The 13695-nt window shown below is 61.7% G+C and carries 12 protein-coding genes; 6 read left to right on the forward strand and 6 right to left on the reverse strand.

Annotated features, from left to right (window positions below):
* Window positions 1-69: 69 nt before the first annotated feature.
* Complete coding sequence (locus ACS5Q8_RS23320) at window positions 70-702, forward strand: flavin reductase family protein (protein ID WP_426100148.1); 633 nt, start codon at window positions 70-72, stop codon at window positions 700-702.
* A 124-nt stretch (window positions 703-826) separates the two neighbouring features.
* Here the strand turns inward: ACS5Q8_RS23320 and ACS5Q8_RS23325 are convergent, their stop codons facing one another.
* Both ACS5Q8_RS23325 and ACS5Q8_RS23330 read right to left on the reverse strand, forming a co-directional pair.
* Window positions 827-1072 (reverse strand): hypothetical protein, encoded by a 246-nt coding sequence (locus tag ACS5Q8_RS23325; RefSeq protein ID WP_426100149.1) that lies wholly within the window; start codon window positions 1070-1072, stop codon window positions 827-829.
* A gap of 41 nt (window positions 1073-1113) precedes the next feature.
* Window positions 1114-1455: an antibiotic biosynthesis monooxygenase family protein gene (locus ACS5Q8_RS23330; RefSeq protein WP_253398525.1), complete on the reverse strand. Its 342-nt coding sequence runs from the start codon at window positions 1453-1455 to the stop codon at window positions 1114-1116.
* A gap of 327 nt (window positions 1456-1782) precedes the next feature.
* Between ACS5Q8_RS23330 and ACS5Q8_RS23335 the strand changes: the two genes are divergently transcribed.
* Window positions 1783-2712 carry an AraC family transcriptional regulator gene (locus tag ACS5Q8_RS23335; protein WP_443700961.1) on the forward strand — a complete coding sequence of 310 codons (930 nt, stop codon included), beginning with the start codon at window positions 1783-1785 and terminating at the stop codon, window positions 2710-2712.
* Between the two features lie 138 nt (window positions 2713-2850).
* Here the strand turns inward: ACS5Q8_RS23335 and ACS5Q8_RS23340 are convergent, their stop codons facing one another.
* The 4 genes from ACS5Q8_RS23340 to edd form a co-directional block, all read right to left on the reverse strand.
* Window positions 2851-4278 carry an ATP-binding protein gene (locus tag ACS5Q8_RS23340; RefSeq protein WP_276197992.1) on the reverse strand — a complete coding sequence of 476 codons (1428 nt, stop codon included), beginning with the start codon at window positions 4276-4278 and terminating at the stop codon, window positions 2851-2853.
* 31 nt (window positions 4279-4309) lie between these two features.
* Entirely contained in the window at window positions 4310-5044 is a 735-nt protein-coding gene (locus ACS5Q8_RS23345; protein ID WP_253398529.1) for a response regulator, read from the reverse strand.
* 123 nt (window positions 5045-5167) lie between these two features.
* Complete coding sequence (locus tag ACS5Q8_RS23350; protein WP_465159477.1) at window positions 5168-6127, reverse strand: glucokinase; 960 nt, start codon at window positions 6125-6127, stop codon at window positions 5168-5170.
* The gene (edd, locus tag ACS5Q8_RS23355; protein ID WP_426100152.1) at window positions 6124-7950 is read right to left on the reverse strand and encodes a phosphogluconate dehydratase; all 1827 of its coding nucleotides are present in this window, start codon (window positions 7948-7950) and stop codon (window positions 6124-6126) included. Before edd ends, ACS5Q8_RS23350 begins: the two co-directional genes overlap by 4 nt.
* Window positions 7951-8171: 221 nt before the next feature.
* On the opposite strand from edd, the gene gap reads away from it, so the two are divergent.
* From gap to ACS5Q8_RS23375, 4 genes are all read left to right on the forward strand, one after another.
* On the forward strand, window positions 8172-9173 hold the full coding sequence (gene gap, locus ACS5Q8_RS23360; RefSeq protein ID WP_046490029.1) for a type I glyceraldehyde-3-phosphate dehydrogenase: 1002 nt from the start codon (window positions 8172-8174) through the stop codon (window positions 9171-9173).
* 144 nt (window positions 9174-9317) lie between these two features.
* Window positions 9318-9836, forward strand: coding sequence for an RNA polymerase sigma factor (locus tag ACS5Q8_RS23365; protein ID WP_247406377.1), 519 nt, complete (start codon window positions 9318-9320; stop codon window positions 9834-9836).
* A 74-nt stretch (window positions 9837-9910) separates the two neighbouring features.
* Complete coding sequence (locus ACS5Q8_RS23370; RefSeq protein WP_465159478.1) at window positions 9911-10879, forward strand: FecR family protein; 969 nt, start codon at window positions 9911-9913, stop codon at window positions 10877-10879.
* Window positions 10880-10995: 116 nt separating this feature from the next.
* A complete protein-coding gene (locus ACS5Q8_RS23375; RefSeq protein WP_465159479.1) occupies window positions 10996-13563 on the forward strand; it encodes a TonB-dependent receptor in 2568 nt (855 codons plus the stop codon).
* Window positions 13564-13695 lie beyond the last annotated feature (132 nt).

Raw genomic sequence — 13695 nt, forward strand, 5'->3', positions numbered from 1 at the left:
CCGATGGAAATTCGCCGCCATGGCTTGCACTATGACGGCCCCCAGAAAAGCACAGCAGGAACCCCGGCCATGTCTGACGACAGCTATTACTATGAACCCGCCAAGGGCCACGGCCTGCCCCATGACCCGTTCAATGCCATCGTCGGCCCACGGCCGATCGGTTGGATTTCGTCTCACGACCGCGAAGGTCGCCTGAACCTGGCGCCCTACAGTTTCTTCAATGCGTTCAACTACATTCCGCCGATCATTGGGTTTTCCAGTGTCGGGCGCAAAGACAGCCTGAACAATATCGAACAGACCGGCGAGTTTGTGTGGAACCTGGCCACTCGCCCGTTGGCCGAGCAGATGAACCAGAGCTGTGCCGCCGTACCACCAGAGGTGAATGAGTTCGAGTTGTCCGGCCTGACGCCAGTGGCCTCGAAGATCGTCGGCGTGCCGCGGGTGGGCGAGAGCCCGGTGTCGTTCGAGTGCAAGGTCACGCAGATCATCCAACTGCAGCGTGCCGACCAGGTACTGGTACCCAGTTGGCTGGTGCTGGGCGAGGTGGTCGCGGTGCATATTGCCAAGTGGCTGCTCAAGGATGGGATCTACGACACCGCCGCCGCCGAACCGATCCTGCGTGGCGGTGGCCCGGGGGATTACTTCCAAGTGGGCCCTGAGGCGCTGTTCAAAATGTATCGCCCAGGCGCCACCAAACCCTGACTGCAATGCAGAAAAAATGTGGGAGGGGGCTTGCCCCCGATGGCGGTGTGTCAGTCAGCCTATCTGTAGCTAAAACACCGCTATCGGGGGCAAGCCCCCTCCCACACTGGATCGACGGCGTGCGTCAATTTGTGGCAGTTGCCCAGGTCAACTGACCTTCTGCATCGACGTCAGTCAACAACTCAAGTTGCAGCGTTGCCGCATCGTCGGCATCGGACGCCGTCTTGAACGTCTGTCCATCCAGGATCTTGTGAAACTGCGGTGCGCCCATGCCATCCAGCGCCTTGACGGCGACGGCGGCGCTGTAGCCCTCTTCGCCCGGTACTACGGCGGAAACGGCTTCGTGGTGAGCAAATTGTTTACGTGCCATGTTGCAGGTCCTGGCCAATGGAAAGTCGGCCATTCTAAACCCTAACCGGCGAGTTGCAGGTACTCGCCGTAGGCATTGGCGGCGGATGCATCGGTGAAGGTCTGGAAGTCCATGCTGCGCACGACCATGTCGTTCAACAGCTCGGAGAAGATCATCAGGGCCGGCGAGTTGAAGTAGGCACTCATCGCCTGTTCGCTGCTCCAGAAGCCCGAGACCAGCCAGACATCAGGATCGACCTGGGAATGCTGCAACGAAAATTGCAGGCAACCCTGAGCCTGACGGCCCGGTTCGATCAAACTGCTCAAGCGAGCACCGAGTTCGGTGCTGCAACCGCTGCGGGCGCGGATAAAGGCCATATGGCTCGCGGGAATGGGGGTGGACATGTTCGACTCTCCCGTTGAGAAGTGATGCTCGGCAAGCACGGTGAGGGCGTGTTGCCACAGGATCAAAGATAACGGCGCAGGTCGAGGCGCGGTTAGTCGATTCCTGCCGGCTTATTGCACAATCCTGCGAAAAGCGTAGACAGGACGCTTGCCCGCCGGTTTTATTCCACAGGCAGACGCCATGTTTCAGGGCGATGACAGCTCTCCTGCTTGCCTGATTCATGATGTTCCGCAGGATCAGGCAAGGATTGTGCAGAATCGACATACCACGGTTTGAACAGCCGCCGCTAAGCTGAGCCCATCAAAAAAGCCTGCAGAGGACGTCCCATGTCGTCGCCCGAACCTAAGTCCGAGCCCCTCGATGCCGAGATGGAAAAACAGCGCGCCGAACTGGCCAGCATCGTGCATCGGCATACCTGGGAAGACGGCTCCTACGGTACGGCGATCACGTCACTGTTCCTGAACCGCCACAACACGCCGCGCGACTTCAGCCCGGTGCTGGTGGAACCCGCCCTATGCATCCTGGCCAACGGCCGCAAGGAAGTGCGCCTGGCCGACGAAATCTTTGCCTATGACCCGCTCAATTACCTGGTGTTTTCGGTGTCGATGCCGGTGGCCGGACGGATCATCGATGCCACCCCGCAAGACCCTAACCTGTCGATCCGCATCAACATCGACCCGGCGCAGCTCACGGCCCTGATCGCAGAAGCCGGGCCGATGGGCGTGCCGTCGCGCCCGACCCCGCGTGGGATGTACGTCGACCGCATCGACAACCAACTGCTCGACGCCGTACTGCGCTTGACGCGCCTGCTCGATTCGCCCAAAGACATCGCCATGCTGGCGCCGTTAATCAGCCGCGAAATTCTCTACCGCTTGTTGCGTGGGCCACAGGGTTACCGGCTGTATGAAATCGCCGTGACCAACAGTCAGAGTCATCGGGTCAGCCAGGCGATCAAATGGCTCAATGGCAACTACGAACAGCCGCTGCGCATCGATGACCTGGCCAAGGAAGTGAACCTGAGCGTCTCGACCTTGCACCACCGTTTCAAGGCCATCACCGCCATGAGCCCGCTGCAATACCAGAAGCAGTTGCGCTTGCAGGAGGCGCGTCGGCTGATGATCGCCGAAGGGCTGGAAGCCTCGGCGGCCGGGTATCGGGTGGGGTATGAAAGCCCGTCGCAGTTCAGCCGCGAGTACAGCCGGTTGTTTGGTGCGCCGCCGCTGAGGGATTTGGCCAGGTTGCGTCAGAGCGTGTGATTCACTGCCGATCAGATGTGGGAGGGGTGGTGCGACGGTTCGACTTGCTCCCGATTGCGGCGTGTCAGTCACAGCTGTTTTATCTGAACCACCGCAATCGGGAGCAAGCCCCCTCCCACATTTGCCCAATGGTGTTCTTCAGTCGAGGGTTCGGGGGAGCTGCAAGGTGACCCGCAAGCCACCCTCGCGCAAATTCTGCAAACTCACTTCGCCGCCATGGCTGTGCGCAATGTTACGTGCGATGCCCAGGCCCAGGCCGTAGCCCTGCTGCTGGCCGGCGAGGCGGAAATGCGGTTCGAAGACCTGCTCCAGGCGCTGTTCCGGTACCCCCGGGCCTTCGTCGTCGACGTGCAGGATGAACTCCGCGCCATCGTCCTCAATATGCAAATGGGCGTTCTGCCCGTACTTCAATGCGTTGTCGATCAGGTTGCCGATGCAGCGCTTGAGCGCCAGCGGCTTGCCCGGATACGGCGCCAAGGCCCGCCCATGCTGGGTCACGCGGCCGTTGCCGTTGGGCGCCAGGTACGGCTCCACCAGGCAGTCGAGCACATGGTTGAGGTCGACCGGTTCGATATTTTCGTGGATGTCGGTGTCTTTCACGCACTGCAGCGCGCCTTTGACCAGCAACTCCAACTCGTCCAGGTCGCGGCCGAATTTGCTTTGCAGGTTTTCATCTTCGAGCAATTCAACCCGCAGGCGCAGGCGCGTGATCGGTGTGCGCAAGTCGTGGGAGATCGCGCTGAACAACTGGCTGCGCTCAATGAGGTAACGGCTGATGCGTTCGCGCATGGCATTGAATGCGCGCCCCACTTCGACCACTTCACTGCCGCCGCCTTCGGCCACCGGTTCCACGTCGGCGCCCAGCGACATGTCCCGCGCTGCCCGCGCCAGGCGCTTGAGCGGCCGGCTCTGCCAGTGGACCAACAGACCGATGAACAGCAGCAAAAAGCCGCTGGTCAGCACGATAAACCACACTTGCTGCGAGGGCAGGCCTTGTTCCTCGAGACTGGTGTACGGCTCGGGCAACAGCGAGGCGATGTACAGCCATTCGCCGGGAGCGAGTTGGATCTGGGTGACCAGCACTGGCGGGTTCACCGGTTCCAGGGTCAGCGCGTAATGCGCCCAGGAACGTGGCAGTTCATCGAGCTTCAACCCGGCATTGAAGATGCGCAGGTCTTCGGCGCTGACAAATTCCACCGAGATATGCACATCGGCGCCCAAGGTCTGGCGCAGCACTTCATCGACCGCTTTGAGCACCGCTTGCTTGCGCGGGGTCTGCGGCAAGATCGCCATGTCCAGCGGGCGGTCATTGAGCGTCACCACAAAACGTGTGCCGCCCATGCTGCGCAATTGGTCGAGAACCAACGGGCGATAAGCCACCGGCAACGAGCGGAAATAGCTCACGCTGGCCGTCATCGAATGCGCCAGGCTACGGGCGCTGGTGACCAGCCCTTCGAGCTGGGTGGCGCGCAATTGCGAAACCCAGATCACGCTGGACAGCGCCTGGGCGAACAGCACCGCGAGCAGCGTCAGCAGCAGCATGCGCCCGAGCAGCGAGCGCGGCACCGGCAAGCGGCGGCGCCGTTCGCTCAGGTGTTCAGTGGGCATTGCCGGCAACCACGCTGGCTGCCAGTTGATAGCCGCTGCCGCGCACGGTGCGGATCAACCTCGGCGGTTTTTCCGTGTCGCGCAGGCGTTGGCGCAGGCGGCTGACGGCCATGTCGACAATCCGGTCGAGCGGCATCAGGTCGCGGCCACGGGTGGCGTTGCCGATGGTGTCGCGGTCGAGGATTTGTTGCGGGTGGTCGAGAAACAGCTTGAGCAGGGCAAAGTCGGCACCGGAGAGGATCACCTCTTCGCCGTCGACGTGAAACAGTCGGTGGCTGATCGTGTCCAGGCGCCATTCATCGAACGCCAACACGTCGCCATTGCCGCTGCGCTCCTGGCCGAACTGGCAGCGGCGCAACAGGGCCTTGATCCGCGCCTGCAACTCGCGGGGGCTGAAAGGCTTGCCGATATAGTCATCGGCGCCCAGTTCCAGGCCGATCACGCGGTCGGCTTCGTCGGAACTGGCGGTGAGCATGATGATCGGCACCTGCGCCTGGCGCGGGTGCTGGCGAATCCAGCGACACAGGCTGAAGCCGTCTTCGTCCGGCAACATCACATCGAGGATGACCAGGTCGCACGGAGCCTCGTCCATCGCCTGACGGAACCCCGCACCGTCCGGCACGCCACGTACCTGGAAACCGGCGCGACTGAGGTAGGTTTGCAGCAATTCGCGGATTTCCTGGTCGTCGTCGACGAGGAGAATCGATTTACTGAATACGCTCACGGGGTCCTCCTTGTTGTTATGGCCATGCTGTAGGAGCGAGCTTGCTCGCGAAAATCCTGAGGCTGCCGCGTATCACCTGATGCGCTTCGTTATCGTCAACATTCTTCGCGAGCAAGCTCGCTCCTACAGGGCGAATGCCTGTTCGAGCGCCGCCCCAGCCCCGGTCAACCCGGAATACGGCGCGGTTACCAGCCATACCGGAATGCCCTTGAAGTAGTCGCTCATGCAGCCTTTGTCACTGAAGCTCTTGGCAAAATCGCTGTGGATAAAGAAGTCGGCAAACCGCGGGATCACCCCGCCGACGATATACACACCGCCCCGTGCGCCGGTGGTCAGCACGTTGTTACCGGCTACGCGGCCCAGCCAGATACTGAACTGGTTCAACACTTCCATCGCGACAGGGTCGCCGGCCAAGCCTGCCGCCGTGATCGCTTCCGGCGTATCCAGCACCGGCGTGTGACCATCCACCGCACAGATCGCCCGATACACCCGTGGCAAACCTGCACCACTCAAGGCGCTTTCAGCGCTGACATGGCCGATCTCAGTGTAAATGTGCTGCCACAGCTGGGCTTCCCGTGGGCTGCTCAGGGGCAGGTCGACATGCCCGCCCTCCCCCGGCAACGCGGCCCAACGGCCGCCGCCCAGGTCGAGCAAGGTGCCGACGCCCAGGCCGGTGCCCGGACCGATCACCACCGCCGGGCGCAACGGTTCCGGCGTGCCAGGGCAGACCACGCGGAATTCGTCGGGCTTCAAGCGGGTCATGCCCAGGGCCATGGCCGAGAAGTCATTCACCAGTAGCAGTTCATCCACTTGCAAGGTGTTGCAAAACGCAGTCTTGCTCAGGCGCCAGTGGTTGTTGGTGAATTTAAATTCATCACCGCTCACCGGCCCGGCCACCGACAGGCACACCGCGCCGATGTCGCCGATCGCCAGGCCTTCTTCCTTGAGGTAGACCTTGATCGCGTCCTCAGGGCATTTATGATCCGCGGTGGCATGCACCCGGATCGAATGCAGTGCCTGATCCCGCCACAACGCAAAACGGGCGTTGGTACCGCCGATGTCACCGACCAGCGCAAGTTTCACTTAAGCGTCTCCAAGGCACAGGTAAAGGCGCTGGCGCCCTGCTCTGCGGAGCTTGCGGCCAAGCGCATAAATGCAAACAGCTCGCGACCGGCCCCCACGTTATTGCCCAACAGGCCCGTGGCAGGTGTGCGCGCTGCAAATTCTTCGGCGTCCACCTTAAGCTCCAAGGTGCCTTTGACGCCATCCACGCGAATGATATCGCCATCGCGCACGCGAGCCAGCGGACCGCCGCTGTGGGCTTCGGGGTTGACATGGATCGCGGCGGGGATCTTACCCGAGGCGCCGGACATCCGCCCGTCTGTCACCAGCGCCACGTTGAAACCACGGTCCTGCAACACGCCAAGGAACGGGGTCATCTTGTGCAATTCGGGCATGCCGTTGGAGCGCGGCCCCTGGAAGCGCATCACCGCGACAAAGTCTTTTTCCAACTGGCCGGCCTTGAACGCATCGGCCAGATCTTGCTGGTCCTGGAACACCACCGCCGGGGCTTCGACGATCTGGTGCTCGGGGGCCACGGCGGAGACCTTCATCACGCCACGGCCGAGGTTGCCTTCCATCACGCGCAAGCCGCCTTCCGGCGAGAACGCACGGGCCACGGGGCGCAGGATGGTTTCGTCGAGGCTTTCGATCGGGCCCTCGCGCCAGATCAGCTCGCCGTCGACCAGGAACGGTTCCTGCGTGTAGCGGCTCAGGCCCTTGCCGGCCACAGTGTTGACGTCTTCGTGCAGCAGGCCGGCTTCGAGCATTTCGCGGATCAGGAACGACATGCCGCCCGCCGCCTGGAAGTGGTTGATGTCGGCCTTGCCGTTTGGATACACGTGCGACAGGGTCGGCACCACTGCAGAGAGGTCGGCCATGTCCTGCCAGGTCAGGATGATACCCGCCGACATGGCGATAGCCGGCATGTGCAGGGTGTGGTTGGTGGACCCGCCGGTGGCGTTGAGCGCGACGATGGCGTTGACAATGGATTTTTCGTCGACGATCTCGCCGATCGGCGTGAAGTTGCCGTTGGCCTTGGTCAGACGCGTGACCTGATGCGCGGCTTCGCGGGTCAGCGCGTCACGCAGCGGCGTGTATGGGTTGACGAACGAGGCACCGGGCAAATGCAGGCCCATCACTTCCATCAGCAACTGGTTGGTATTTGCGGTGCCATAGAAGGTGCAGGTGCCGGGGCTGTGGTAGGACTTCATCTCCGATTCCAACAGCTCTTCGCGGCTGGCCTTGCCTTCGGCGTAGCGCTGGCGCACGTCGGCCTTCTGCTTGTTGGAGATGCCCGAGGGCATTGGCCCGCCGGGGACAAAGATCATCGGCAGATGGCCGTAGCGCAGGGCGCCCATCATCAGGCCGGGGACGATCTTGTCGCAGATGCCCAGCATCAGCGCCGCATCGAACATGTTGTGGGACAGCGCTACCGCCGTGGACATGGCAATGACTTCACGGCTGAGCAGGCTCAGCTCCATGCCCGGTTCGCCCTGGGTCACGCCGTCGCACATGGCAGGTGTGCCGCCGGCGAACTGGCCGACCGAACCGACTTCGCGCAGGGCCTTTTTGATCTGTTCAGGGAAATGTTCATACGGCTGGTGCGCCGAGAGCATGTCGTTATATGACGAAACAATTGCCACGTTGGCGGCGTTCATCATGCGCAGGCTATTTTTATCTTCGGTGCCGCAACCGGCCACGCCGTGGGCAAAGTTGGCGCATTGCAGCTTGCCGCGCATCGGGCCGTCGCTGGCTGCGCCGCGAATGAGCGCAAGGTAAGCCTCGCGGGTAGCACGACTGCGGGCGATAAGCCGTTCGGTGACCTCAAGAACGCGGGGATGCATGTGTAGAACTCCAGGCTAGCGGATGTGGCGACCTGAGCGTCTATGCTGATCAAACGCCCGCAGCACATGGGATGGCAGGGAGTCGTTTGGATCATCGGACCAGTTGATTCAGGTCACTCGTTGTAGATTGAACAAAATATTGCCATTAAAAAGGCTTGTTTTCTATTTTTATGCGAATAATCTTGTAATTCTTACAACAAATCGACGACAGGCAGCTTCCAATGACTCTTCGAATCGCAATCAATGGTTTTGGCCGTATCGGCCGCAATGTCTTGCGCGCACTGTATACCCAAGGCTATCGCCAGGATTTGCAGATCGTCGCCATCAATGACTTGGGCGACAGCTCGATCAATGCCCACCTGCTCAAATATGACACCGTCCACGGTACTTTCGATGCAGAGGTCGCCCACGATCAGGAAAGCCTGACCGTCAATGGTGACCGGATCGCCGTCAGTGCCATTCGCAACCCGGCCGACCTGCCCTGGGCTGCGCACAATATCGACGTGGTGTTCGAATGCACCGGCCTGTTCACCGACCGTGCCAAGGCTGCCGCCCATATTAGCGCCGGCGCGCGCAAGGTGATCATCTCCGCCCCGGCCAAAGGCGCGGATGCCACCGTGGTCTACGGGGTAAACCATGACATTTTGCGTCAATCCCACCAGATCATCTCCAACGCCTCCTGCACCACCAACTGCCTGGCGCCGGTGGCCCAGGTGCTGCACCGCGAGCTGGGCATCGAAAGCGGCCTGATGACCACCATCCATGCCTACACCAACGACCAGAACCTGACCGACGTCTACCACACCGACCCCTACCGCGCGCGCTCGGCCACCCAGAACATGATCCCGAGCAAGACCGGCGCCGCCGAAGCGGTCGGCCTGGTGCTGCCGGAACTGGCGGGCAAGCTGACCGGCATGGCCGTGCGGGTGCCGGTGATCAACGTATCGCTGGTGGACCTCACCGTACAGTTGAAAAAAGACGCCACGGCCGAGGAAGTCAACGCGCTGCTCAAGGAAGCCAGCCAGCACTCGAAAATCCTCGGCTACAACACCCTGCCGCTGGTTTCCAGTGACTTCAACCACAACCCGCTGTCGTCGATCTTCGACGCCAACCACACCAAGTCCAGCGGCAAACTGCTGAAAGTACTGGCCTGGTACGACAACGAGTGGGGCTTCTCCAACCGCATGCTGGATAACTGCCTGGCACTCTGCAACGCCGAATAAGCCCTTGCGGGAGGGCTTTTGTGGGAGGAGCGGTTCGACTTGCTCCCTCCCACATTTGATCTGTATAGGCCCAGAGAAATAGCGGCTTGCCATTTGCGCTGATGATACGCATTATCATTAACTGCAAATCGGTCCGGTATCACTGTGAGCCAATCTCGCTTCAACCAAGTCTTTCTCACCCAACGGGTGATTCTGCTACGCACCTTGCAGCGGATGGTGAACAACCACAGCACCGCCGAAGACCTGTTGCAGGAAACCTACCTGCGCGTTACCCGGGCCCTGAGCGAGCGGCCGATCGATCACCTCGAACCCTTCGTCTACCAGACCGCGCGCAACCTCGCGCTGGATCACTTGCGTTCGCGCAGGATACAGGCCCGCACACTGCAGGAAGATGTCCCGCTGGACGTCCTGCAAAGTGTCGCCGCCCCCATCAGCACGCCCGAAGACGCGACCCAGGCCGAGCAACTGCTTGAGCACCTGAGCATCAGCCTCGGCCAGTTGAGCGCGCGCCAGCAGCAGATATTCATCCTCAGCCGCCTGCACGGTTGCAGCTACCAGGAGATTGCCGATCAGTTGGAAGTGTCCTTGAGTACGGTGCAAAAGGAACTGAAATTGATCATGGCCATCTGTGTAGGTGTGGCCGAACGGCTGGATCAGCCTTAAGCTTCATCCGACAGAAATGTCGATCCAGGCTGTAGGAAAGATAAATAGAACGCCGCGAAGACCCGAGGCACACCGTGACGGACCCGAATAAACTGCGCCCCCATGCGCTGGCTCATGAGGTGCTGCAAGACCCGGCGATGGACCAGGCCCTCGACTGGCTGATCGCCTTGCAGTGCCCGCAACCGGGGCAGCAGGCCGCGTTCGAAGCCTGGCTGGCCGGCGATCCGGCGCGCGCCCAGGCCTTCGGCAAAGCCCAGGCGGCCTGGGGTGGTGCGCCCGTCCACAGCGCCGCCGTCGCCCTGGCGGCACCGCGCAAGCCCAGCGCCTGGCGCCGCATCAAGCCACATTGGAAACCACTGGCCACCGCCGCCGTATTGATGCTCGGGCTGTTCAGCTTCAGCAACCTGCCGGTACGCCTGCAAGCCGACCACCTCACCGTGGTGGGTGAACGCCAGCGCCTGCAATTGGACGAGGGCTCGAACGTCTTGCTGAACACCGATTCGGCGTTCTCCAGCAGCATCAAAGACCACCAGCGCATCGCCCGCCTCTACCAGGGCGAAGCGTTTTTCGAGGTCATGCCCAACCGCGGCCTGCCGCTGGAAGTCGACGCCGGCCCCGTGCGCGCCAGCGTGCGCGACACCGCGTTCGCCGTGCGTTACCTCAATGGCGAAGCCCAGGTGCAGGTGCAGCGCGGCGATGTCGACCTGAGCAACACCTTCGACGATGCCCGCGTGCGCCTGAGCGCCGGGCAAAGCATCCGCATCGGCCCCAACGGCTTCGGCCAGCCCGCCAGACTCGACGCCAACAAAGACCTGGCCTGGGTCCAGGGCCGGCTGATCTTCGAAAACTGCCCGATGAGCGAAGTGCTCGCCGAACTACGCCGCTATTACCCCGGCTGGATCCTCAACACCAACGAGCAACTCGCCAGCGTCGCCGTCACCGGCAACTACCGCCTCGACCAGCCGTTGGACGTGGTGCGCTCCCTGGCCCACATCACCTCGGCCAAGCTCTCTGAATACCCGGCACTGGTGATCTTGAACTAAATGAGAATTATTTTTACTCGATAGTGATCGGCGGTACGTCTCGTCTTAGCCAATGCAACTGATTCCCATTTGAATCGGTTCGCAACTATAAGATTCGTATCTCCGGAGCGCTTTCGATGTCTTCTCGTTTCAATCGCCGGTCTTCTTCACCCGTGCTGTCCTTGCTGACCGCCGCCATCCTGCTGGCCGGTACGCCGGTGATGGTCGCCGCCGCCGAACCCACCGCCCGCAGCCACGGCAACTACAGCTTCAGCTTCAGCATCGAACAGCAGCCGCTGGTTGCGGCACTCAATGCCTTCACCGCCGTGACCGGCTGGCAAGTCGGCCTGCCGGCCGAGCTGGGCCAGGGTGTGTCGTCGCCTGGCGTGCGCGGTGCGCTGTCGCCGGAAAAAGCCCTGGAGCGCTTGTTGGTGGGGACCAACCTGAGCTACCGCAAACTCGGCAACAACAGCATTGCCCTGGAAAAGCGCGCTGCTGGCAGCGTCCTCAACCTGCAACAGCTGACCATCAGCGCCACTCGTAACGAGCAGGACGTCAACAGCGTACCGAACACCGTCAGCGTGCATGAGCGTGCAACGCTGGACCGCCAGAACGTCAACAACATCCGTGAGTTGGTGCGCTACGAACCCGGCGTCTCGGTCGGTGGCGCCGGCACTCGCGCCGGCAACGCGGGCTACAACATTCGCGGTATCGACGGCGACCGCATCCTTACCCAGGTCGATGGCGTGGAAGTGCCGGACAACTTCTTCAACGGCCCCTACGCCAAGACCCGTCGCAACTACGTCGACCCGGAAATCGTCAAGCGCGTAGAAATCCTGCGCGGCCCGGCGTCGGCCCTGTACGGCAGCAGCGCCATCGGCGGGGCGGTGAGCTATTTCACCCTCGATCCGGACGACATCATCAAACCCGGCCAGGACATCGGCGCCCGCCTCAAGACCGGCTACAGCTCCGCCGATGAAAGCTGGCTGACCTCCGCCACCGTCGCCGGCCGCGTGCAGGACGTCGACGGTTTGCTGCACCTGAGCCAACGCAATGGCCATGAAACCGAAGCCTACGACGGCAACAACGCCACCGGCCTGGCCCGCACCGGCGCCAACCCCGAGGAGGCGCGCACCACCAACGTGCTGGCCAAGCTGGGCTGGAATTATGGCGATGACAACCGTCTGGGCCTGACTTACGAGAAGTACAAGGACGATCGCGACGTCAACCTGAAGAATGCGGTGGGAGGCCCGTTCGTCGGCGGCCAAGGCTTCAATCTCTACCGTGACCGACGGGGCAACGACACCATCACCCGCGAACGTTTCGGCCTGGAAAACACCTTCGCCCTCGACTCGCCCATGGCTGATCGCATCAAGACCAGCCTCAATTACCAGATCGCCAAGACCGACCAGACCACCGCAGAAATCTACCAGGCGGGCCGTCGGGTATTGCGCACCCGCGACACGCTTTACGAAGAAAAGCAGTGGATATTCGATGCCCAGTTGGACAAGGCTTTCAGCCTCGGCGAGACCGATCACCAAGTGACCTACGGCACCACGCTCAAGCAGCAGAAAGTCACTGGCTCCCGCGAGGGCGCGGCCACTTGCCTCGCCGTCGGCGCCGGTTGCACAGCCATTGGCGCGCCCAGCCCAACGGCCAGCGACAGCGTGACGAAGACCAGCGACTTCCCGGACCCAACCATCAACACCTATTCGCTGTTTGCCCAGGATCAGATCGCTTGGGACAAATGGACCTTCCTGCCCGGCGTGCGTTATGACTACACCCGGCTCAAACCCAAGCTGACCCAGGAATTCCTCAGCAGCGTCAACCCGACCGGCCAATACCCGGTGAGCGACAAGGAAAAAACCTGGCACCGTGTCACCCCCAAGTTCGGCCTGACTTACGCCCTGACCGATCACTACACCGTGTTTGGCCAATACGCCGAAGGCTTCCGCACGCCCTCGGCCAAAGCGCTGTACGGACGCTTTGAAAACCTGAACCTGGGCTACACCGTCGAGCCCAACCCCGACCTCAAGCCGGAAACCAGCAAAGGCATTGAAACCGGGATTCGCGGCAAGTTCGACGCGGGCTCCTTCGACATCGCGGTGTTTTACACCAAGTACCGCGACTTTATCGACGAAGACAACGCGGTCGTCGGCGGCACCGTCGAACAGTTCCAGGCGGTCAATATCAAGCGCGCAACCATCAAGGGCGCGGAAGCCAAGGGCCGCTTGAACCTCGATGCCTTCGGCGCGCCCCAGGGCCTGTATACCCAGGGGTCGATTGCCTACGCCTATGGGCGCAACGACGATAGCGGCGAGCCGCTGAACAGCGTCAACCCACTCAAAGGCGTATTCGGCCTGGGTTACGAACAGGACAACTACGGTGGCCTGCTGAGCTGGACGCTGGTGAAAAAGCAGGATCGCGTCGACAGCAGCAGCTTCCACGCTCCCGACGGCAGCACCGACGGCCCGTTCAAGACCCCTGGCTTCGGTGTGGTCGACCTGACCGCCTTCTACAAAGTCACCCAAGACGTGACGCTCAACGGCGGCCTCTACAACCTCACCGACAAGAAGTACTGGAACTGGGATGACGTGCGCAGCTACGACAGCGTCGGCGAAGCCAGTGTCACCGGCCCGGCCAACCTTGACCGCCTGACCCAGCCCGGTCGCAACTTCGCGATCAATGTGGTCTGGGACATCTGATCAACCCGCCTCGCCTCGTCGGAATTAATCAGCGATGAGGTGAGGATTTTTTACTGTGCCGCGTCTTCTTGTTCGTCTAGTTACTAACCGCCCAGCCACGCCCCAGGGCATCACGGCGCTCCCCTTCTCAAG

This window comes from Pseudomonas sp. PAMC25584, assembly GCF_058135675.1.